Below are 20,402 nucleotides of genomic sequence, written 5' to 3' on the forward strand. Positions count from 1 at the left end.
TGTCTGTCGGCTGCCCGGTCCGTGGACGTACCAGTGGGGACTGTCCTCGCCAGCCACCCACACTGACCTGCGATGACGCAAGTAGGCCCACATCCGGGCATCCCTGTACAGGTCACGGCGTGTCCGTCTTCCGATACCGGTATCCGAACCTGGTGGGCAGATCGGTAGGTTACGGGGCTGCGGCCCGGCGAACGCTGGCGTCGGCGGCCACAATGACTCGCGTCGGTCCCGCCGTGTTCCGCGGCCCGCCCGCCCATGGAGGGGGTACGCACGATGGAGGGTGCACAGGCTGACGTGCTGGCGCCCGCACGGCCGATCGAGGTGTCGGTGGTGATGCCGTGCCTCAACGAGCAGGGTTCGGTCGGCGTGTGCGTGCGCAAGGCGGTGGCCGGTCTCGCGGCGGCTGGCGCCTCCGGTGAGGTGGTCGTCGTCGACAACGGGTCGACGGACGACTCCGCCGAGGTCGCGCGTGCGGCCGGCGCCCGGGTGGTGCCGGAGTCCCGACGCGGCTACGGCAACGCCTACCTGGCCGGGTTCGCCGCCGCCCGCGGCCGGCTGATCGTGATGGGCGACTCGGACGACTCCTACGACTTCTCCGATCTGTCCGCGCTGCTCGCCCCGCTGCGCGCCGGTCGCGCCGACTACGTGCTCGGCTCCCGGTTCGCCGGGAGCATCCTGCCCGGGGCGATGCCCTGGCTGCACCGCTATGTCGGCAACCCGGCGCTCACCGGCGTCCTGAACCGCCTGTTCGACGTCCGCTCGTCCGACGCCCATTCGGGGATGCGCGCGTTCAGCCGCGAGGCGTACCTGCGGATGCGGCTGCGCTGCGAGGGGATGGAGCTGGCCAGCGAGCTGGTGATCGCCGCGGGCCGGGCCGAGCTGCGGATCGAAGAGGTCCCGATCACCTACCACCCGCGGGTGGGCGACTCGAAGCTGCACTCGCTGCGCGACGGCTGGCGCCACCTGCGGTTCATGCTGCTGCTCGCCCCGCGCCACCTGTTCGTGCTGCCCGGGCTCGTCCTGCTGGTGCTGGGACTGCTCGGCCAGGCCGTGCTGCTGCCCGGCGCGCTCGATCTCGGCTTCCACCGGCTGGATCTGCACTTCAGCATCCTGTTCGCCCTGATGGCGCTGCTGGGTTGGCAGGTGGTGCTGCTCGGCGTCTGCGCGGATGTGCACAACCACACCGCAGGCTGGCCCGAACGGCGCCGCTGGCCGCTGCCGCAGATCCACCGGTCCTTCACCCTGGAGCGTGGCCTGGCACTCGGCGGGCTGCTGTTCGGCCTCGGTTTCGTGGTCGATGTCGTGGTCCTCATCCGCTGGCTCGCGAACGATCTTGGCCCGTTGGACGAGATGCGGCCCGCGCTGCTGGCGATGACGCTGATGGTGCTCGGCGCCCAGACCGCCTTCGGTTCGTTCTTCCTTCGCCTGCTCACAGCCGGGCCCAGCGGCGAACACCAGCGCGCCACCGCCCGTCCGACGCCGCCACCGGCGGACCGTCCGCTTGGCGGCGGCCCGTCCGGCGGCCCTTCGGATGGCCCGACGCCGCTGGCCGGCGGGACGCCACCTGCCAGCGGCGCGCTACCCGCCGGCGGGACGCTGCCAGCCGGCGGGACGCCACCGGCCCGGTCAACCTCGTCCGCCGATGCGTCAGCACTCGGCGGACATGCCCGGGAGACGGCCCGGTCCGCCCCTGGGACCTTCGGCTTCTGACGCCATTCCACCCACGGAACCCCGGACGGCTCCCCCACCATGGTCACCTCGCCGGACCGCCCGGCTCCCCGCACCGACCCCACCCACCAGACAGCCGACCCGACCCTCCCCCACGAGGCAGCCGAGCCGGCCCACGAGGCGGCGTCGGTCGCGCCGGTCCGGTTGGGCGGTGTGGACGCGGCCGGGGGTGAGGTGCGGCCATGGCACGGCCGTCGGCTGGTGCGGCATCTGCCGTTCGCGGTGCTGTTCGCCGCCGGTGTGGTGCTGCGGACCCTGGTCGCCTACGCGTACCGTCCCGCCTTCGAGTTCAACGGCGACTCGTACGCCTACCTGCGTCTGTCGACGTTGCGCTCCCCCGACCCGATGCGTCCCGCGGGCTATCCCGCCTTTCTGCGGCTGATGTCGCACACCGGCGACCTGTGGTGGGTCACCGTCATCCAGCATGGCGCCGGGCTCGCGATCGGCGTGGCGTTGTACGCGCTGCTCGTCCACCGTCGGGTGGCGGCGCCGATCGCCGCGCTCGCCGCCGCACCCGTCCTGCTCGACGCGTACGAACTCGTCCTCGAGCACTACGTGATGGCCGAGAGCCTCTACCTGGCTCTGCTGGTCGGGGCACTGGTCGCTCTGCTGTGGTCGCCCCGCCCCGCCCTGTGGACGTGCGGCCTGGCCGGGTTGCTGCTGGCCGGGGCCGGGCTGGTACGCACGATCGGGGTCGGGGTCGCCGTCCTGGTGCTCGGCTGGCTGCTGTTGCGCCGGGTGGGCTGGCTGCGGCTGGGGACCTTCGCGGTGGCCCTAGCCGTCCCGCTCGCGGGCTACGCGAGCTGGTTCCATTCCGCCCATGGCACGTACTCGCTGACCGGCGGGGACGCCGTCTGGATGTACGGGCGGGTCGCCCCGATCGCCGAATGCGACAGACTGCGCCTGCCGGTGCAGGCACTCGTGCTGTGCTCGCCGCATCCCGTCGCCGAACGGCCCGACCCGAGCTTCTACGTGTGGAGTGGCTCCAGCCCGCACTGGCGCCTGCCCGGCACACCGGACGAGCAGGAAGCCCTGATGCGCGAGTTCACCCATCAGGTGATCCGCTACCAGTTCGTCGACTACACCCGGATGGTCGCCGGCGAGGTCCTGCACTACTTCCGCCCCGGCCACCCCGTCGGCCACCGCGACTGGCCCATCGAGACCTGGCGTTTCCCCACCGTCGACGAGCCCCGCTACCTGCACAACGCCGAGCCGCTGCTGGGCTTCGACGGGCAGCACCCGACCCGAACCATCCGCGAACCGATCGCCGGCCACCTGCGCGGTTACGGTCGGTACGGCTACACCCCCGGCCCGCTGCTCGCCGGCCTGCTCGCCCTGGCCGTGCTCGCGATCGTCATCCCCGGACGGCGGCGCGCCCCCCGCCTGGGGTCGCGCGGCGGCTCCGCCCGCCGTCGTTTCCGCGTTCGGACGGTGGAACAGGCCCGGCTGCGTGCCGACATCGCCCTGCTCGCCGCCGCCGGCCTCGCCTTCCTCGTCGTCCCCGCCGCCACGGTCTGCTTCGACTACCGCTACATGCTGCCGGTGCTCGTCCTGTTCCCCCCGGCCGCCGCGCTGGGTGCCCGCCGGCTCACCCTCGTCCACCGATCCCGGCGCGCCCCCGACGAGATCACCAGCACCGACCTGTGGGCCCCCGACCCCCTCGCTCCCCGCCCCACCACCAGCACCAGCACCAAGGTCGACACCGATACCGAGATCCAGCCCGATGCCGATCACCGACTCGAAGCCAATCACCGAGTGGACGTCGACCGGCGCGTCGAGGCCGATCACCGCATGGAAGCCGACCGCCAACCGAGCGCTGATCACCGAGCGGACGCCGAGCGGCACGCCGAGGTCGATCACCACGTGGGCACCGATGACCGAGCCGGCGCCGATGACCGAGCCGGCGCCGATGACCGAGCCGGCGCCGATGACCGGCGCGGCGCCGAGATCCGTCCGACTGTTCCGAGCGGCCCCGCCGCCACGGCTTCGACGGGATCGGCCGCCGCGTCGGTCGGGGAGTCGGCGGTCGGGGCATCGGCGGTCGGGGCCGACGATGCCGGGTTCGACACCGCGCCCGTCCGACTCGGTGATCACCTGGATGACGTTGGTCCACGGCGTCGCCGTCGCCGCTGACAGTCGGTCGATCCGAACCAGCACGTCACTGCTCGACCGTCCTATATAGGACGAAATCGGCTACTTTCCGATGTCGGTGCTCGGATGTCGGGCGCGCTGGCGCGTCCAGATCGCGGCCGAGATCATGCTCTGCCGAGGGTTGTTCGGATTTCCGGGGGTCGATTTTCCCTACAACCCTCGGCATGTGGCCGCACAACCCTCGGCAACCGACCGTGCCTGGCTGCGGTCAGGGGCCGGAGCGATCCCAGAGGCGGATGGTGCCGTCGGCGCTGCTGGTGGCGAGGGTGAGGCCGTCCGGGGCGAAGGCCACCGCGAAGACGAGCGGGTCGGCGTGCCCGGTGAGGCTTTCGCCGATCGGGCGGACTGGGTCCAGCGGATGGGCGGGGTCGAGGCCTGGCGGGTGAGCGGGGCCCGAAGGGTGAGCGGGGCCCGAAGGGTGAGCGGGGCCCGAAGGGTGAGCGGGGCCCGAAGGGTGAGCGGGGCCCGAAGGGTGAGCGGGGTCTGGTGGGCGGGTGAGGTCCCACAGGCGTAGTGCGCCGTCGGCGCTGGTGGCGGCCAGGGTGCGGCCGTCCGGGGCGAAGGCCACCGACAGGACGCGGGCGGCGCTCCCGGTGGGGATGCTGGTCAGGGGCTTGGTCTGCGCGGCTGTCCGGCCGAGCGCCCACCGGCGGATGGCTCCGTCGCCGCTGGCCGCCAGGGTGCGGCCGTCGGGGGCGAAGGCGAGGGACCAGATCCGGCCGGCCTGGCCGTCCGCGCGCGGGGGCCGGGGGCCGGGCGTGGTCGAGGCGGCCGGTGGGGAGGGACGCAGGGTGACGTGCGGATGGGCGGGGAAGCGGTCGAAGATGTCCCACAGCCGGACCGTCCCGTCGGCGCCACCGGCGGCGAGCAGGTGTCCGTCCGGCGAACAGGCGACGGAGAGTACGCGGTCGGGGTGTCCGGGCAGGGACACGTGCGAGGTGAGGGCGTCGCCGCGGGGCGGGCGTCCCGTCGCCGTGTGCCAGCTGGTGTCCCAGCGGCGTACCCGGCCGTCGTGGCAGCCGGCGACGAGGCTCCGGCCGTCCGGGGCGAAGGTCACGGACCAGACCGGCGAGGGCGCCTTGGTGGAGCCGGCGCGCAGGACTACGGCCAGGTTCGGGTGGCGTCGGTTGGTGACCTGCCAGAGGCGGACCGTTCCGTCGGCGCTGCCCGCGGCGAGCAGTGTGCCGTCGGGGGCGAAGGCGACGCAGAGGACCCGGTCGGCAGGTCCGGTCAGGGAGGCTGCCACCGTCGGGGCGTGTCGCGCGGCGGTGACGTCCCACAGCCGGACGGTGCGATCGTGGCTGCCGCTGGCGAGGGTGCGGCCGTCCGGTGCGAACGCGATCGATCGCACCCAGCTGGCGTGGCCGGTGAGGCGTCCGCTGATCGGTCGGGGGCCGCGTTGCTGGCCTGCCGCCACCGTCGGGGGCTTCTGGGCGGTGCGATCCGCGGGGAGAGTGCGGTCCGCGGTCGGGTTCAGGTCGGCCGCGGGGACGGGGACGGGGACGGTTGCCATGGCGGGGTGGTCCTGCGCGACCGGGAGGGTCGCCGCGGAGGCGTCCACCGGGACCGTCTCGGCGAAGGAGGGCGTCGGGGTGGTCGGGAAGGACGGCGGGGTGGGCGGATCCACGGACGGGGGGACGGGCTGGGGTAGTCCGTTCGAGGGGGGCAGGGTGACATCGTCGCTGCCGGCGCCCGGGCTACCCGCATCGATCGTGGGGTCCTCGACGTCCGCGGTGGGGCTGGTGGGTGTGCCGGGGCGGCGCTGTGAGGAGCGTCGGGGATACAGCGGGAACTCGGGCTCGACGGTCGGTTTCTCCCGGCCCAGCAGCGCGGCCCGCACCGCGGTGAGCAGACGGTCGCGGGTGGTGCTGGCGGTGAGACCGAACAGGTCGACCGACACCACGGTCTGCAGCTCGTCGGGCAGGTCACAGTCCTCGACACGCATCGGCAGGAGGCGACGTTGCAGGCCCTCGGGGTCCGCGGCCCGGGCGGCGCGCCACTCCTCACCACCGTAGACGGAGATCAGGTACGCCGCGGAGACGACCGCGATGGTGCGGGTGGCGTGGGTGACACCCTGGTCCATCTTGCGTCGCCAGTCCACACCGGGCACGAAGTCCCAGGCCTGGACAAGCACACGGTAGCCGTTCTCCTCCAGCTGCCAGGCGATCCATTCCGACCAGGGCCGATCCGTCGCGGTGTAGGAGACGAAGAAGTCCCACCCTGGCTTTGCGTCACGATCCCCCGACATGGCGCATCATTTTGCCCTGTGGACGCCCCGGGCCATAGCGATAGCCCCGATGTCAGCGTGGCGGCGGCCGCCGTGGCCCCACCACCGCGGCGTGGATGGTGATGTCAGCGGGGCGGCCAGGACAGGGCGAGGCGGGGGGCCTCGATCGCCGGGCAGGTGTCCATCACGATGGGGACGCCGGCGTCCTCGGCGCGTCGCGCGGCGGCCTCGTCACGCACACCGAGCTGCAACCAGACGGCCTTCGCGCCGACCTTGATCGCCTCATCGACGACCGGACCGGCGAGTTCCGAGCGGACGAAGACGTCGACGACATCCACCGGGAACGGAATGTCGCCGAGTGTGGCGTAGCCACGCTCCCCCGCGATCGTCGGCGCCGTGGGATGCACCGGGATGACCCGTTTGCCGCCGCGGCGCAGGTACTCGCCGATCGCGTAGGCCGTTCGGGCGGTGTTGGTGGACAGGCCGACGACCGCCCACACCTCGGTGTCGGTCAGCAGATGCCGGATCGTCTCGTCGTCTCCGTGGCGCATGACCACTGACAACACCGGGCCCCCTCCAGGTCATCCGGGATTCGACGCGGTCGACCCCCGCTGGCCCGGACGGGCCAGGCGTATCGTCCGGCTGGGATATCCGCCGGAACCGACACCGGCTGTGCGAAACCGGAGCTGGTCTCCGGGCGAGAACCGGAAGAGGTGCGATGGGCGGCGGCACCAACCCGGTCGCGGCGGTGGTGTTCGATCTCGATGGCGTGCTGATCGACTCCGAGCAGGTGTGGGACGAGGTGCGTCAGGCGTATGTCGCCGAGCGAGGCGGGCGCTGGGAGCCGGACAGCACCGCCCGCATGATGGGCATGAGCACCGCCGAATGGTCGACGTACCTCACCAGCCTCGGCATCGCCGGGACGCCGCGGCGGATCGCCGCCGAGGTGATCGACCTGGTGGCCGCCCGGTACGGCGCGGCACCGCCGCTGCTGCCCGGTGCGGTCGAGGCGGTCCAGGCGATCGCGGCGCACCACCTGTTGGGGCTGGCCAGCTCGTCTCCGCGGGCGCTGATCGAGCTGGTGCTCGACCGGTCCGGGCTCTGCGCGTCGTTCGCCGTGGCGGTGTCCTCGGAGGAGGTGTCGCGCGGCAAGCCCGCGCCGGAGGTGTACCTCGAGGCCGCCCGTCGCCTCGGTGTGCCGGCGGCGGCGTGTGTCGCGGTCGAGGACTCCAGCAACGGGCTGCGTGCCGCGTCGGCCGCGGGCATGGCGGTGGTGGCCGTCCCGAACGCCCATTTCCCACCCGCCGCGGACGCCCTGGCCCTGGCCGCGGCGACCGTCCCCGTCACCGCCGACCTCACCGTCGACGTCATCCGCGCCGCGGCGGCCCGTCCCCGGTGATCCGGCTCTGCGCCACGTCCCGTCGCCCGATGCGGCAAGGAGGCGAGGGGGCGAGGAGACGAGGAGGCGAGGCGGCGAACGGGCGGCTTGTCGACTGCCGGACGCATAGGATCATCTGGTGATGAACGTGGGCGGTCGGCGGTGAGCGACAAGCACGAGGTGACCCTGTCCGCCTCGGCCGAACGGGATCTGGCCAAGCTGGCCGAGCTCACCCGCGCCGAGGTCCGCAGCTTCCTCGACGGCAAGCTGCGCGACGACCCGCGCAAGGCCGGCACACCCATCCCCGGCGAGCAGGTCGGCATGTTCGAGGCGACCACCCGCACCTGGCGGGTGCTCTACCGGGTGGACGCGAACACCCAGACCGTGCGGGTCATGGTGATCGGCCCCCGTGGCGCCCGCACCCGGGTCGTCCCGACGGTCGGCCGCACCGGCACCGCCGCCGGCTGGCGCCGCATCTGAGCGCCGGCCTGTCGTAGTTGCCGGGCCGCTACCACCGTCCCGGCCAGGTCGATCCCTAGCGCTGCCGGCACACTCACCCGCGCGTGGGCCGCTCCCCCGTCCCGGATCTTCAGATCCAGCGGATTCACCCCACTCGCCGCCACCTCCACCTCCACCAGCACCTCACCGGCCGCCGGCACGGGCCTGGGTACCTCGTGGCGCTCCAGCCCACCACCGAAGGTCTCCAACGTAAGTGCCGTCGTCATAGCCGCGGGTTGTGCCAGCGCGGCGCGGGCCGATGAGGCGCACGGTTTCGCCGTGCTGGTGGTAGCTGGTCTCACGTTCCGTTTCGGACAGGTGCGGTGCCAGTGGGGCTGGCCGTGGCACGGGGCACCCCCGGGTGGGCGGAGGAGGTGTGGGTTGGGCACGATGAGGTCTTGTGATGGGTCGGGATGGCGCGGGCGCCCTGCAGCAGGATCTCTTCGGTATCTCTGGCGAGGCGGTGGCTGGCGAGCCGGTGCTGATGGCGTTGCATGCCGAGTATTACGAGCAGATCTGGCAGGGGTTGAAGACGCACGAGTTCCGGCGCAGGTTTCTTGAGGATCGTCCGGTCCGCTGGTTCGTGTACCTGAACGCGCCGGTGTCGCGGCTGGCGGCGGTCATCGATCTGGGGCCGGCGGTGGTGGATGTCCCCGGGCAGGTCGCGGCGATCGCGGAGCGGGCCCGGGTGGGCAACGGCGCGAGCGTGCTGGAGTACGTGCAGGATCTGGAGCGGGCGTATGCGATTCCGATCCTGGGTGTCGCCGAGTACCCGGGCCGGTCAGTGGACGAGCTGCGGGTGGAGCTGGGGGTGTTCCATCCGCCGCAGGGATATGTCCGGTTGAGGGGGCATCCGCAGCTGTTGGCGGTCTGCGAAAAAATCGCCATGGAGAACCCGTTGCGGACGATGTCCGTGCATCATCGCTGAGGCCAGCGTCGCGCTCGCGCCGCGTCCCGAAACGGGCTTTGGATGGTGACCGGACATGTCTCCCTCTTCTTCCCGTTCGGCGCGGCCGGTCTCGCCGCTGCGTCAGGTCCGGCTGGCCCGGAACTGGACGTTGGAGCGGATGGTTCAGGAGATCGATCTGCGGACCGTGGGTGGTCACAGCGGGGTGACGCCGAGCATGGTGTCGGGCTGGGAGCTGGGCCGGCACACGACGAGTATCGGGCACCGTGCGACGCTGTGCGCGATCTACGGGCAGCCACCGGAGGTGCTGTTCGCCCACCAGGACCAGGAGCTGACCGACTCGACCGAGCCGAGACTGCTCGCCGGCTTCGCAGACCTGCAGAAGGCGATGCTGTCCATCGTCGAGGGCGCCCAGGAGTGTCTGGTGGTGATGGGGTCACGGTCTCGTGACGGCGCCTACCTCGCCGCGATCGAGATGGCGCTGGCAGAACGCCCCCCACTGATCTATTACCGGGTCCTGTTCGGGCCACCACACCACCAGGTCCTCAAGGATCATCTGGTGCGACTGTTGGAGCTGCGAGATCCGCACGATCGGAGTGTGGGTATCAAGACGTTGCATCTGGGCATCGTGGAGGACACCGCGCTGGTACCGGAGCGGTTCTTCTGCGCCAGCGAACAGAAGGCGGTGGTGCCGATCCCGTCGTTGACCTCGCACGAGGCCTTCGATTCCGGGGTGCTGCTCGGGAGGGCCGCGGCGGCACGGCTGCTCGACCACGGCCGTCAGGCCTATGCGGCAGCCCGCCGGGTGGAGAGTCTGGGGGAGGTCCGCGCCTTGGACGTCCTGCGGGAACGGAGAGCACCGGCATGACGAGCACGCACGGGCACATAACCGCGGCCGCGGTAGGCCTGCTGCACGCCGCGGCGGCGGACCAAGCCGGGGTGGTGGACCTGACCCGGGAGCTGGTGCGGATTCCCAGCCGCGGCGGGGTCGACTCCTACGAGCCGGTGCTGGACCGGATGAGTACCTGGCTGCACGGCCAAGGACTGGTCAGCCGCCGTCTGGCGGGGCCAGCGGGGGCCACGGTCGCGCTGGTCTGCGAGGTCCACGGACATGATCGGGGGCCGCGGTACGTGCTCAACGCCTGCCTGGACACCGCCCCGTTCGGGAACGAGAACGCCTGGACCTACCCGCCGACGTCCGGGGAGGTTGTGGACGGCTGGCTGCACGGGCGTGGCTCGTCCGACTCGAAGGCGGGGGCGGCGATCTTCGCGCATCTCGCGGTTCGGCTCGCGCGGACGGCGGATCGGTGGGCGGGCAGCGTGGTGCTGCTGTTCGACGTCGACGAGCACACCGGCGTGTTCGGCGGAGCGAAGGCCTTCTTCGACGGACCGGATGCGGGGCGGGTGGACGGGGTGATGATCGGCTATCCGGGGCTGGCGCATGTCGTCACCGGCGGCCGTGGCGTGCTGCGGGCCCGGATGCACGTCCACGGCATCGCCGGCCATTCAGGTGGCAGTACCCCCACGCCGTCGGCCATCGCGAAGGCCGCCACGCTCATCTCCCGCCTGCATGATGCTGCGTTGCCGGGGCCGTCGGGGGTGGGGTTCCCGTTGCCGGCCCGGCTCACGGTCACGGCGATCAGCGGCGGGCAGGGGTACTCGGCGGTCCCGGATCTGTGCACGTTCCACGTCGATATCCGGCTCACCCCCGCCTTCGACGACGCGGCCGCGCTGGATCTGCTGCGAGCCCAGGCTGCACAGGTGGATGCCGCCTGGACGGGCACGCAACCCACGCTGGTGGAGGTGACGACCCGCTGGCCGGCGTTCGCCCTCGACACCGAGGCGCCGCTGCACGCCGCGCTGCTGACCGCCGCGGACACCGTCGGGATCCGCACCAACGCGAAGATCGCCGGCCCGTCCAACATCGGCAACTATCTCGCCGGGCTCGGGATCCCGGCGACCGCCGGATTCGGGGTGGACTACCGCGGGCTACACGGCACCGACGAACAGATCGCGGTCGCGTCGATCCCCCTCGTCCACGCCGTCTACCACCAGGCGCTCCTCACCCTGTTGCCCTCGCGCTGAGCTGCGGGGACGTACCTGTCGTCGACAACCGGTCGACACCCCGGCAGCAGACGCACACCAGCCAGTGCGCTGGTCGGTGGGCACTCCGCGCCCGATCGTTGATCGTGTCAGCCGTCGCCTGCCGCGAAGGACACGGTCATGCACACCCACCCCCTCCAGGCCACCGTCGGATTCCCGCGTGAGAGCGGGACCGACCGGCGCACGATCCTCACCCCCCTACTCGCCCGCGCCCTGCTCGGCGCCGGGATCGACGTCATCGCCGAACCAGGGATCGGGGCCGGGATATTCCTCGAGGACAAGGAGTACGCCACCGCCGGAGTGCGGTTCGCCGCGGGCGAGCAGGTGTGGGCGGCGCCGCTGGTGGCGCGCTACACCTGCACGGATCCCGCCGACCTGAGCCGGCTCGCACGCGGGCAGCACATCGCCGCCCTGTTCCACGCCGAAGGTGACATCGACCTGCTCGACGCACTGCGGCGATGCGGCGCGACCGCGTGGAGCTACGAATTCGTCGCCGAAGACGGACGGTTCCCCCTCGGCCGGCCAAGTGGCCGGATCGCCGGCGTTCAAGCTGTCCTCGCCGGTGCGCACACCCTGCAGGCCCCGGCCGGGCGTGGGGTGCTGCTGGCACCGGTCGACGGGGCCCCGCGGGCGAGCGTGCTGGTGATCGGCAGCGGGAACGTCGGCGCCGCAGCCGCACAGACCGCCGCCGCTCTCGGCGCCCAGGTGACTGTCCTGACCCGCACACAGAGGTCCGCCGCGGACTACCAGCGTCAGGCGCCGCAGGGGGTGCGAATCCAGGTCAACACCCGGCAGAACCTGTTGGCAGGGTTGGCGGAGGCGGACCTGGTGATCGGTACGATCCTGGTGTCCACCTATGACACCCCACCCATGATCGACCATGGCGATCTTGAATTCATGCGGCCGGGGGCGGTGATCGTGGATGCTACCTGCGGCTATGGGCCCGGCTATCTGCCCACCGCCGGGCCGGTGCAGGCCCCAGGCGATCCACCCCGGGTCGTCGCGGGCATCCTCCATGTGAAGATCGCCGTGTTTCCGACGCTGGTCCCGGTCACCGCGTCCGCCGCCTATGCGGCCAACGCGGCACCGTACCTGGTGCGGCTCGCCCAGGCCGCGCTCGCCGGCGCCGCGGACCCCGCGATCGAGGCGGCCCGCATCGCCAGCGACGGCGAGCTGGTCCATCCGGTGCTACGAGCACATGCCCGGATCTACGGGATGCGGCCATGACCAGCGGCTACGCGACACGCTCCCGCCACTACTCGGCCGAGATCGCCCAGGTTCCCCCGCCGATGGTGTTGCCGGGCCTGCTACGCCCGGGACTGCGGGTCGCGGAAATGCCCAGCGGCACCGGCCATTTCCTGGCCGCCTACATGGCTGCGGGCGCTGAGGTCACCCTGGTCGACATCTGCGAGCAGATGCTGCAGATCGCCCGCCAGCACGCCGATGCCCACACCCCACAGACACGATTCTTCTGCTCAGCCCTCGAAGACCTCTCACCGCAGGCCGGCCCGTTCGACCTGATCGTCATGCCCAACGGCTCCCTCAACCAGCTTGCGGTCGACACCGCCCCGGCTGACCTGCTTACCGTGGCCGCTGGGCTGCTGGCACCGGGAGGGCGCCTGCTCGCCCAGGTGCTGGCGGCCGGTCGCACCTGCAGCTTCTACGACCCTCACGCAGACGACGGCAGATGGCAGGTCGATCGCCGCTTCACCGACGACACCGGGCAGCCGATGGTCCGTCGACGCCGCCAGCAGCACCAGGCCGGCCTGGTCGACCTCGACCTGGAGCTGCACCGCGGCGACGAACTCGTCTACCGAGACCGCGTCACCGTGCGCCCCCTGACCGCAGCGGACCTGCGTGCCGCCTTCGAAGCCGCAGGCCTCGCCGACGTGCGTCTCACTCCGGGCGCCGGTGGTCTGGCCGAGCTCCTCGCGGCCCGCCCTCTCGGGGACCGCAAGTGACGGCGCGCACCATCGCCGACGCAGACGACTACTGGGACCGGTACTACAGCGGAGAGTTCATCGCCGGACTCGGGACCGAGACCGTCCTGGCTGCTCTCGCCGAGATTCCGCCCGTCGGGACCTGGATCGACCTCGGAGCCGGCTCGGAGTCCCTGCTGTGGTCGATCGCCCTGCAGACCCGCCGCCTTGTTGCCGTCGACCTCGATCCGCGCCGGCTCACCCTCCTACGCGCCTTCGCGGCCACCCGCCGGCCCCGTCCCGCCTACCAGACCGCGCTCGCCCTGCGCGGTCGGACCGCGGCCGAGTTCGCCGAACGCTGCGACCGTCTGGCCGCCGTCGTCGTCGCGGACTGTCTCACCGGCCGGTCATTACCGCTACGGCCCGGCAGCGTCGACCTCGTCACCCAGTTCGGACTGCTCGGCCTCACCACCAGCCCCGAGCAGTTCCTGTCCGGCTGGCACCACGCCCACCAGCTCCTGGCGACCGGTGGCTGGACAGCGGGAGCGAACTGGACCACCACCGGACCCGACACCAACCGGGTCCACCTGTCTCGTCAGCTCTACACCGCGGCGTTCGCCCGCAGCCGCATCACCGTGCACCACCTCGAACGGATCCCCATCACCGGCGACCCCGACTTCAACGCCGTCTGGATCTACCTCGGGAGGAAACCATGACCCCCATCGGGACCAGCCCCAGCGACCGGCTGATTTTCGCGCCCGTCGGCATCTCCCACCTCACGGCCGACAACGCCGATCTCCTGCGCGCCGCCGCGGCTGGCCGCTCCCGGCTGCGGTTCACCACCGCAGCCCAGCTCAACGGCGTCCCCCACTTCGGCACCGTCGTCACCCTGCTCACCGTGTTTGCCCTCGCGCAGCACACCAGCGACGTCCTCGGCCTGCCCGCGAGCATCGTCTTCGACGCCCTCGACAACGCCCCCGCCGAACACCTGACCATCGACGGCGAGACCTACACCCGTACCGTCGGAGACCTCATCGACTCCGGCCACCTTGACCGTACCGAGCGTGTCAGCGGCTTCGAACACCTCCTTGCCTGGGCACATCGCCGCTGCGGTGTTCCGTTTGAGTTCCGGCCCTACGACGCCTACCAGGGCCTGCATTCAGTCCGCACCTGCCTGCGCACCCTCGCCTACCGCCACAACGACTTCGCGCCGATTGTCGCCCCCCGAGACGGCATCATCCGTATCCGCCCCCGCTGCCCCGTCTGCCGGCTCATGCAGAAATCCGCCAAAGATCTGCGCATCACCGCGCTCGTTGACGCGATCCGCCTCGACAGCCGCTGCCCCCACCATGGCCCCTACACCGAGATGATCCCCGTGGACGGCGGCGGCTGGTATGACGCCAACACCCCCGTCCGGTCCATTCAGAAGGGCTACCTACTCGCCGCCGAACGCGACCTGTACGACGCCTGCTCCGTCTCCGTCGACGGCGCCGACTGGGGCGGAGCCTGGCACGCCCACGTCCTCGCCCCCGCCCTCGCCACCCTCGGCATCTCCCCGACCGACTGGCCGATCTCCCTGTTCACCCCGCTCATCACCGACCGCACCGGCGGCAAGCTGTCCAAAACCCTCTACGTCACCCACGGCGCCTACGCCGACCTACCCGAGCTCTTCCTCAACCTTGACACCCTGCTCGCCCAGCACGGCGACGACGTCCTCGAAATCCTCTGGGCCGAAGCCACCCGCTGGGCCGCTGAACCCCGCCGCCTGCACCGCACCTACACCGTCGACTACATCACCGCCCTCCTCGACGCCACCCTGCCCATCACCCCCATCCGCACCGCCTGAACACCGGATCACACCATGATTCACGCCATATTCGACGTCACTGCCTGCCACCCCGGAAATATCTCAGCAGACCACATCATGGACGCGATGCGAGAAACCGCGCGCCAACTCGGCTGCACCATCAGATCCCACCTCATCGAACCATTCCAGCCCCACGGCGCCACCTGCGTCCTCATCCTCGCCGAATCGCACATCACCGTATCCACCTGGCCCGAACACCGACTCGCCCACATCGACATCTTCACCTGCCGAGCCGACATCGACCCCCATCAGGCGGTGGAACCTATCCTCATCGTCCTTGGAGGCCATATAGGTAACACAAAAAACATCGTGCGACTTTCACCAGAAAACCGCGATGAATTGAGTGTCACCTCAGGCCCGATATCCTCGTACTGAAGTATAAATGTCGGCTCCGGCAGCAGAACGGCGGAGCGCTGCAGTGAGCAGGAGGTGGTCCTCTTCTTCCCCGGGCGCTGGACGAGGCCCGCCCGGGCCACCGCCTGCTCGTTGCCCGCGGCGGACGCCAACGGGATCAGCACAGCGGCCTCACCAAGAGCGGTCAGCTCAGCGATCGCCCCCGCACCACTACGCGACACCACCACATCCGCAAGCGCGAGGACGTCGGCGACCTCTCCGCAGAGGGGAACCCCGCCAGGAAGTATCGTCCCGGCGCCGCCAGACCCGCCGTGCTCCCGCGCGGCCACCCATGCCAACGTCGGATTCTGCCAACGTCCGATTCGCCAAGCCCAGCCGAACCGTCTGCTCGTACGCTACCAGCGGACGACGGCACATCCGCGCCGCGAGCCCCACCGGCACCCCGACATACCCGCCGGTCGCGATTACCGCGTCCGGCTCCCACCCGGCGACCAGTGAACGAGCCTGGGCCACGCCGAGTGGCACCCGGCCCAGATCCCGCGCGTTCGCGGTGAGCAGGTCGAAAGCGGAAGCTTTGGCACGCGCGAACATCGTGGCGTGCGCGACCGGCCATCATTTCTACCTCCTCAACGACGGTAACGCCGTCAACTTCGTCCACGGCGCGGCCGTTGGACCGTTCATCTACCTGGTACAGGGCGAGATCCTGGCGGCGCTGTCCCTGCTGACCTCGGGCCGGCTGGCGGAACCGGGCCTGCATCAGGTCGCCCACCGGGTCCGTGAGAGCATCGCGCGGGCATGGCTGCGCACCTTCGACGAAGAGTGAGGATCCTCGGTGAACGAACACATCCTGGCCGCGGTTCGGCAGTATCTCGACGTCCACCCCGAGGAACATGACACGCTCGCTCCTCTGCTCGACCTGGCCACCGGGTCAGAGCCGGTCGCGTCCCGCCGTACGGTGCCGGGACATGTCACCTGTGGTGCGATCGCCGTGGGTGAGGATCGGGGAGTGCTCCAGATCCGGCACAGGAGCCTTGACCGCTGGCTGTTGCCCGGTGGACATGTCGAAGCCGACGACCGCACGCTGTTGGACGCAGCCGTCCGCGAACTTGCCGAGGAGACCGGGATCTCGGCCTCGGCTGTTACTCCCATCGCCGGGTACCCGATCGATATCGATGCCCATGAGATCCCCGAAAACCTCGGGAAAGGCGAACCGGCGCACACCCATTACGATTTTCGCTTTCTCCTCGGAATACAGCCCCTGGGCCCAGGTACCGGCGTTGATCTTCAACTGGAGGAAGTCACTGCCCACCGCTGGGTTCCCGCCACAGAGCTCACCGGACGACTCGGCGGCAAGGTCACTGCCGCCCTGCACCGCGCCTGACCAGCGAGAAACCAGCGGGCTCCGGCCACCGCGAACGGCGTCTGTTCACGCCTCGTCCGAAAGCGAGGGTGACCCCGAAGCCGGGGGCGATGCCACACTGTTCTCCTCGTTCCCGGGGGCTGGATCTGTTAGGGCGACAGCCAGAGCGGCGATCTGGGCGCGGCGGAATTCGCGGGAGACGGGGGCGGTGGCCTCGACGACGTCGAAGCCGTGGTAGGCGCCGGGTACCTCGTGCAACGTGCAGGTCACGCCGGCGGCGCGCAGCCGGTGGACGTAGGTGACGTCCTCGTCGTGGAAGAGGTCGCGGGTGCCGACGCCGATCCAGGCGGGGGGCAGGTTGGTCAGGTCCTCGGCCCGGGCCGGCGCGGCCAGCGGTGACACCTGGCCGGCGGCGTCGGTCGCGGCGGGGCCAAGGTAGGAGGTCCAGGCGTACCGGTTGCTCTTCTGGTTCCACAGCCGCAGCTGCCGCGGGGTGATGTCGGTGCGGTCGCTGCTGCGGTCGTCGATCATCGGATAGGTCAGCAGCTGGAAGACCAGCCGGATCTCACCGCGTTGCCGGGCGAGCAGGGTGAGCGCGGCGGCAAGTCCACCACCTGCGCTGTTGCCGCCGACCGCGATGCGCTCAGGGTCGACGTCGGGTTGCTCGGCGAGCCAGCGCAGCCCGCGGTAGCAGTCGTCCAGCGGGGTCGGGTACGGGTGTTCGGGGGCGAGCCGGTAGTCCACCGACGCCACCACGATGCCGAGATCATCGGCGATCTGACGGCAGAACGGGTCGTCGATGGCCGCGACCCCGAAAACGAGGCCGCCGCCGTGGATCCACAGCAACGCCGGACGACCCTGCTCGGGCAACCGGGTCGGCTCATCCGGCGTCGGCCGGGCTGGCCGGTACACCCGGACCGTGACGCCCGGGACGATCTGTTCCACCGAGGTCTGGGCCTTCGAGCTGCGGGTGGACAGCCGGGTAAGCGCCCGGACCACCCGCAGCCTGCGTGGCCCTACCGAGGAACGAGGCAGGAACCGGGCCGCGTGCAGATCAGGGTGGAAAGCCGGTAACGGGTCAGTGGCCGCTAAGTTTCGCATGAAAGAGGGTTTCACAGTTCCGTTCTGGCTGCCCGAAACCCGTCGGGACCCGCAGGTCACAAGACCGTGCAGGTGATGACGCCGAAGGCGAGGGTGACCCCGCATCAGGGAACGTTCCCTCGACCAGCACCTCACCCATCCCCGCTCGGGCCTGGCTATCTCGCGGCGCTCCGACTCCCCACCAAAAGCCTCCAACACCAGCACTGTCGCCATCTCCGCCCTTCCAGGGCGCGGGCGATGCCGAAGTCGATGACCCGGGCGGCCAGCGTCGGCCCCTCGATGTACTCGGTGACCAGATACGGCCGGCTGCCGTTGATGTCGACATCGAGCACCGCCGCCGTATAGGTGTGGTGAACCCGCTGCGCGGTCCGGGCTTCCCGTTCGAAACGTCGGCGGAACTCGGGATCGGACGCGAAGTCGGACCTGATCACCTTGATCGCCACGAGCGAGCCATCGGTATCACCGCGGCGACCGAGATAGACGGTGCCCATTCCCCCGGAACCGAGACGGCCAAGAAAGGTGTAAGGGCCAGGCCGAGGAGGGTCGAACTCATCCAGCGGCGCCACGCCTGGCACGCTGCCGCCGCTCACGGCGCAGGTCAGAGACGGCGCGGGTCAGGAGACGTTGACGCCGAAGTCGAGGGCGATGCCGCGAAGGCCCGTGGAGTAGCCCTGGCCGACGGCGCGGAACTTCCACTCGCCGCCGTAGCGGTAGAGCTCGCCGAAGATCATGGCGGTCTCGGTGGAGGCGTCCTCGGTGAGGTCGTAGCGGGCGACCTCGGCGCCGGTGTTGGCGTCGGTGACCCGGATGAAGGCGTCGCGGACCTGGCCGAAGGTCTGCCGGCGCTGGTCGGCGTCGTAGATCGACACGGTGAAGACGACCTTGGACGCCTGCGGGGTGAGGGTGCGCAGCTCGACGTTGATCTGCTCGTCGTCGCCACCGCCGCCACCGACGAGGTTGTCGCCGAGGTGCTGGACGGCGCCGTCGGGGCTCACCAGGTTGTTGAAGAAGACGAAGTAGCCGTCGGAGAGCACCCGACCGGCCTCGTTGACGACGATCGCACTCGCGTCAAGATCGTAGTCGGCGCCGCTGGTCTGGCGGACCTTCCAACCGAGGCCGACCGTCACCGTCGTGAGGTTCGGCGCGACCTTGCTCAGCGAGACATTCCCGCCCTTGGACAACGACACCGACGTCATGACCACACCCTAGTACCGACGCATCCGCCCCGACATCCCCCGCCCGGTCGCCCGCGACGTCGGCGACCCGACACCCGGCGTCCGACCCCCGTTGCGCGCTCTCACCGGTCGGCACGCCATGGGGTGTCCCCGCCGGGCTGCGGATGGATGTCAGGGCACTGGGAGACGCGGGATGGTCAGCCAGGGTCCCGGATGCCGGCGGACAGCGATGGTCGGGTGGTGCGGGATGGTCAGGTGACGAGGCGCCAGCGGGTGGGGGTGGCGTCCTCGACGGTGGCGATACCGGTCGCGGCGAGCGCGGCCAGGTAGGACAGGGTGTCCTGGACGGCGATCTGCATCGCGATGGCGCGCAGCTCGGTGAACGGGCGGTGCCAGCTGACCAGGGAGGCCAGTTCCCAGACGGTGCCGACGCCGGCGCGCAGGCCCTCGACAAGCTCGGTCATCCGGGCGCGGTGACAGGCCTCGAGTTCGAGCAGGCGCTGGTCCAGGTCGGTGATGCGGTGATCGTGCGCGGGCAGGACCAGGTCGGCGCCCAGCCCCCGCAGCCGGGACAGCGAGCGCAGGTGGTCGCCGAGCGGATCCGGGTTCGTGGGGCTCGGCAGCGGGGTGCTGATGATCGTGGCCGGCAGGACGTGGTCGCCGGACACCAGCAGCCGCTGCTCGGACTCCCAGAAGCACAGGTGGCCGGGAGTGTGACCGGGCGTCCACAGGGCGTGCAGGGACCAGCCGGGAACGTCGAGGCGGTCGCCGTCGGAGATCAGCAGGTCCGGCGGGCGCACCGTGGCGATCGGCAGCGGGTCGCGGGCGAGCAGCTCGGCGGTGACGTCGTCGGGGGCGCCCGCGTCGACGAGCATGGCGGCGAGTTCGGCGTCCCGGATCATCTCGCTGTGGTGCAGCGCGGCCGCCTCCAGCCGATGCAGCGCGATCCAGGCGCCGCTGGCCGCCCGGACCCGGTGCGCCAGCCCGTAGTGGTCGGGATGCGCGTGGGTGACGAGGATGCCCCGCACCTGGGCGACGGACGTGCCGATCGTGGCGAGGCCGGCCTCCAGGGCGGCGAAGGCCTCGTCGTGATCCCAGCCGGCGTCGACCAGGTACGGGCCGACCGCGGTCTCGAAGACGTACACGAACATGTACGCCGGCCGGCGCACCGGCAGCGGGACGGGCACGCTCCACAGCCCCGGGCGGATCTGCTCCACCGGCGGCAACGCCCGGCGCTGGACCGGCACCGCGGCGGTGCCGGGCTGCGTCGAGATGCCGGACGTCGAGGTGCGGGGAGCTGGGGCGCTCGGAGCCGACCTGGTCGAGGTGGCCGAGGTGTCCGAGGTAGGGGTGCGCGGGGTTGGGGCGTTGGGGGAAGCGTCGGGCATCGTGGTCATGGGCGTCGTGCCTCCATACGGTCAGGGGAGTCGACGGCGGTCGGGCCGCACGGCGACGCCTGACGCCGGCACCGGATCCATCACGAGCGTATGGACGTCCCGTGCCCGCCCGGACGGCCCGAAGCCCCGCGCTCCCGTGGGGACGGACACAGCCACCCGGACGCTGCGGCTTCGCGCGATGTGAGGACGCCACGATGCGCACTCCTGGGCGGCGACGCGGGTCAACCGGGCCCGTCC

The 20,402-nt window shown here is 71.0% G+C and carries 21 protein-coding genes and 2 pseudogenes; 13 read left to right on the top strand and 10 right to left on the bottom strand.

Features of this window, described 5'->3' with window-relative positions:
• Window positions 1-273: 273 nt before the first annotated feature.
• Window positions 274-1,710: a glycosyltransferase family 2 protein gene (locus tag MXD59_RS06290; protein WP_248823816.1), complete on the top strand. Its 1,437-nt coding sequence runs from the start codon at window positions 274-276 to the stop codon at window positions 1,708-1,710.
• A 792-nt stretch (window positions 1,711-2,502) separates the two neighbouring features.
• Here the strand turns inward: MXD59_RS06290 and MXD59_RS27255 are convergent.
• The 3 genes from MXD59_RS27255 to MXD59_RS06315 all read right to left on the bottom strand — a co-directional run bounded on the left by MXD59_RS27255 (window position 2,503) and on the right by MXD59_RS06315 (window position 6,672).
• Window positions 2,503-3,885, bottom strand: coding sequence for a hypothetical protein (locus MXD59_RS27255; protein WP_372511943.1), 1,383 nt, complete (start codon window positions 3,883-3,885; stop codon window positions 2,503-2,505).
• 202 nt (window positions 3,886-4,087) lie between these two features.
• Complete coding sequence (locus tag MXD59_RS06310) at window positions 4,088-6,127, bottom strand: toll/interleukin-1 receptor domain-containing protein (protein WP_283096423.1); 2,040 nt, start codon at window positions 6,125-6,127, stop codon at window positions 4,088-4,090.
• Between the two features lie 104 nt (window positions 6,128-6,231).
• Entirely contained in the window at window positions 6,232-6,672 is a 441-nt protein-coding gene (locus MXD59_RS06315; RefSeq protein WP_504858341.1) for a CoA-binding protein, read from the bottom strand.
• 152 nt (window positions 6,673-6,824) lie between these two features.
• Here MXD59_RS06315 and MXD59_RS06320 point away from each other — a divergent pair, with 152 nt between their 5' ends.
• Window positions 6,825-7,505, top strand: coding sequence for an HAD family hydrolase (locus MXD59_RS06320; RefSeq protein WP_248823818.1), 681 nt, complete (start codon window positions 6,825-6,827; stop codon window positions 7,503-7,505).
• 141 nt (window positions 7,506-7,646) lie between these two features.
• Window positions 7,647-7,964 (top strand): type II toxin-antitoxin system RelE family toxin, encoded by a 318-nt coding sequence (locus tag MXD59_RS06325; RefSeq protein WP_163550603.1) that lies wholly within the window; start codon window positions 7,647-7,649, stop codon window positions 7,962-7,964.
• 32 nt (window positions 7,965-7,996) lie between these two features.
• Here MXD59_RS06325 and MXD59_RS27260 read toward each other — a convergent pair.
• A pseudogene (locus MXD59_RS27260) lies at window positions 7,997-8,209 on the bottom strand (alcohol dehydrogenase catalytic domain-containing protein); the annotation flags it as partial.
• A 176-nt stretch (window positions 8,210-8,385) separates the two neighbouring features.
• Here MXD59_RS27260 and MXD59_RS06330 point away from each other — a divergent pair.
• The 8 genes from MXD59_RS06330 to speD all read left to right on the top strand — a co-directional run bounded on the left by MXD59_RS06330 (window position 8,386) and on the right by speD (window position 15,153).
• Window positions 8,386-8,910 (top strand): hypothetical protein, encoded by a 525-nt coding sequence (locus MXD59_RS06330; RefSeq protein ID WP_248823819.1) that lies wholly within the window; start codon window positions 8,386-8,388, stop codon window positions 8,908-8,910.
• A 55-nt stretch (window positions 8,911-8,965) separates the two neighbouring features.
• Complete coding sequence (locus MXD59_RS06335) at window positions 8,966-9,757, top strand: helix-turn-helix domain-containing protein (protein ID WP_248823820.1); 792 nt, start codon at window positions 8,966-8,968, stop codon at window positions 9,755-9,757.
• Complete coding sequence (locus MXD59_RS06340) at window positions 9,754-10,974, top strand: M20 family metallopeptidase (RefSeq protein WP_248823821.1); 1,221 nt, start codon at window positions 9,754-9,756, stop codon at window positions 10,972-10,974. Before MXD59_RS06335 ends, MXD59_RS06340 begins: the two co-directional genes overlap by 4 nt.
• A gap of 138 nt (window positions 10,975-11,112) precedes the next feature.
• Entirely contained in the window at window positions 11,113-12,219 is a 1,107-nt protein-coding gene (locus MXD59_RS06345) for an NAD(P)-dependent oxidoreductase (RefSeq protein WP_248823822.1), read from the top strand.
• Window positions 12,216-12,953, top strand: a complete 738-nt coding sequence (locus MXD59_RS06350) for a class I SAM-dependent methyltransferase (protein WP_248823823.1) — start codon at window positions 12,216-12,218, stop codon at window positions 12,951-12,953. Before MXD59_RS06345 ends, MXD59_RS06350 begins: the two co-directional genes overlap by 4 nt.
• On the top strand, window positions 12,950-13,627 hold the full coding sequence (locus MXD59_RS06355; RefSeq protein WP_248823824.1) for a class I SAM-dependent methyltransferase: 678 nt from the start codon (window positions 12,950-12,952) through the stop codon (window positions 13,625-13,627). The genes MXD59_RS06350 and MXD59_RS06355 overlap by 4 nt, the downstream gene beginning before the upstream one ends.
• Window positions 13,624-14,757 (top strand): hypothetical protein, encoded by a 1,134-nt coding sequence (locus MXD59_RS06360; protein ID WP_248823825.1) that lies wholly within the window; start codon window positions 13,624-13,626, stop codon window positions 14,755-14,757. The genes MXD59_RS06355 and MXD59_RS06360 overlap by 4 nt, the downstream gene beginning before the upstream one ends.
• A 15-nt stretch (window positions 14,758-14,772) precedes the next feature.
• Window positions 14,773-15,153, top strand: a complete 381-nt coding sequence (speD, locus tag MXD59_RS06365; RefSeq protein WP_248823826.1) for an adenosylmethionine decarboxylase — start codon at window positions 14,773-14,775, stop codon at window positions 15,151-15,153.
• Window positions 15,154-15,311: 158 nt separating this feature from the next.
• On the opposite strand, the pseudogene MXD59_RS27265 reads toward speD, so the two are convergent.
• Window positions 15,312-15,359: pseudogene (locus MXD59_RS27265) on the bottom strand (hypothetical protein); the annotation flags it as partial.
• Window positions 15,343-15,723, bottom strand: coding sequence for a glycosyltransferase (locus tag MXD59_RS27270; RefSeq protein ID WP_372511944.1), 381 nt, complete (start codon window positions 15,721-15,723; stop codon window positions 15,343-15,345). The gene MXD59_RS27270 and the pseudogene MXD59_RS27265, both read right to left, overlap by 17 nt.
• On the opposite strand from MXD59_RS27270, the gene MXD59_RS06370 reads away from it, so the two are divergent.
• Both MXD59_RS06370 and MXD59_RS06375 read left to right on the top strand, forming a co-directional pair.
• Window positions 15,707-15,955 carry a hypothetical protein gene (locus MXD59_RS06370; RefSeq protein ID WP_248823827.1) on the top strand — a complete coding sequence of 83 codons (249 nt, stop codon included), beginning with the start codon at window positions 15,707-15,709 and terminating at the stop codon, window positions 15,953-15,955. The two genes, MXD59_RS27270 and MXD59_RS06370, sit on opposite strands and share 17 nt — an antisense overlap.
• Before the next feature lie 9 nt (window positions 15,956-15,964).
• Window positions 15,965-16,513: an NUDIX hydrolase gene (locus MXD59_RS06375; protein WP_308301654.1), complete on the top strand. Its 549-nt coding sequence runs from the start codon at window positions 15,965-15,967 to the stop codon at window positions 16,511-16,513.
• 45 nt (window positions 16,514-16,558) lie between these two features.
• Here MXD59_RS06375 and MXD59_RS06380 read toward each other — a convergent pair whose 3' ends face one another.
• From MXD59_RS06380 to MXD59_RS06395, 4 genes are all read right to left on the bottom strand, one after another.
• Window positions 16,559-17,491 carry an alpha/beta hydrolase gene (locus MXD59_RS06380; RefSeq protein WP_248823828.1) on the bottom strand — a complete coding sequence of 311 codons (933 nt, stop codon included), beginning with the start codon at window positions 17,489-17,491 and terminating at the stop codon, window positions 16,559-16,561.
• 257 nt (window positions 17,492-17,748) lie between these two features.
• Window positions 17,749-18,159, bottom strand: coding sequence for a protein kinase domain-containing protein (locus tag MXD59_RS06385; protein ID WP_308301655.1), 411 nt, complete (start codon window positions 18,157-18,159; stop codon window positions 17,749-17,751).
• 48 nt (window positions 18,160-18,207) lie between these two features.
• The gene (locus tag MXD59_RS06390; protein WP_248823829.1) at window positions 18,208-18,789 is read right to left on the bottom strand and encodes a TerD family protein; all 582 of its coding nucleotides are present in this window, start codon (window positions 18,787-18,789) and stop codon (window positions 18,208-18,210) included.
• A gap of 230 nt (window positions 18,790-19,019) precedes the next feature.
• A complete protein-coding gene (locus MXD59_RS06395) occupies window positions 19,020-20,165 on the bottom strand; it encodes an MBL fold metallo-hydrolase (RefSeq protein ID WP_248823830.1) in 1,146 nt (381 codons plus the stop codon).
• Window positions 20,166-20,402 lie beyond the last annotated feature (237 nt).

Origin of the sequence: Frankia umida, from assembly GCF_023242945.1 — a bacterium.
Classification (GTDB): Bacteria; Actinomycetota; Actinomycetes; order Frankiales; family Frankiaceae; genus Frankia; species Frankia umida.

What these genes read in the sequence shown, in the direction of transcription:
- MXD59_RS06290 (WP_248823816.1), top strand. Translation starts at nt 274, where the DNA reads ATGGAGGGTGCACAGGCTGACGTGCTGGCGCCCGCACGGCCGATCGAG.
- MXD59_RS06310 (WP_283096423.1), bottom strand. Translation starts at nt 6,127, where the DNA reads ATGTCGGGGGATCGTGACGCAAAGCCAGGGTGGGACTTCTTCGTCTCC.
- MXD59_RS06320 (WP_248823818.1), top strand. Translation starts at nt 6,825, where the DNA reads ATGGGCGGCGGCACCAACCCGGTCGCGGCGGTGGTGTTCGATCTCGAT.
- MXD59_RS06330 (WP_248823819.1), top strand. Translation starts at nt 8,386, where the DNA reads ATGGGTCGGGATGGCGCGGGCGCCCTGCAGCAGGATCTCTTCGGTATC.
- MXD59_RS06335 (WP_248823820.1), top strand. Translation starts at nt 8,966, where the DNA reads ATGTCTCCCTCTTCTTCCCGTTCGGCGCGGCCGGTCTCGCCGCTGCGT.
- MXD59_RS06340 (WP_248823821.1), top strand. Translation starts at nt 9,754, where the DNA reads ATGACGAGCACGCACGGGCACATAACCGCGGCCGCGGTAGGCCTGCTG.
- MXD59_RS06345 (WP_248823822.1), top strand. Translation starts at nt 11,113, where the DNA reads ATGCACACCCACCCCCTCCAGGCCACCGTCGGATTCCCGCGTGAGAGC.
- MXD59_RS06350 (WP_248823823.1), top strand. Translation starts at nt 12,216, where the DNA reads ATGACCAGCGGCTACGCGACACGCTCCCGCCACTACTCGGCCGAGATC.
- MXD59_RS06360 (WP_248823825.1), top strand. Translation starts at nt 13,624, where the DNA reads ATGACCCCCATCGGGACCAGCCCCAGCGACCGGCTGATTTTCGCGCCC.
- speD (WP_248823826.1), top strand. Translation starts at nt 14,773, where the DNA reads ATGATTCACGCCATATTCGACGTCACTGCCTGCCACCCCGGAAATATC.
- MXD59_RS27270 (WP_372511944.1), bottom strand. Translation starts at nt 15,723, where the DNA reads ATGTTCGCGCGTGCCAAAGCTTCCGCTTTCGACCTGCTCACCGCGAAC.
- MXD59_RS06390 (WP_248823829.1), bottom strand. Translation starts at nt 18,789, where the DNA reads ATGACGTCGGTGTCGTTGTCCAAGGGCGGGAATGTCTCGCTGAGCAAG.
- MXD59_RS06395 (WP_248823830.1), bottom strand. Translation starts at nt 20,165, where the DNA reads ATGACCACGATGCCCGACGCTTCCCCCAACGCCCCAACCCCGCGCACC.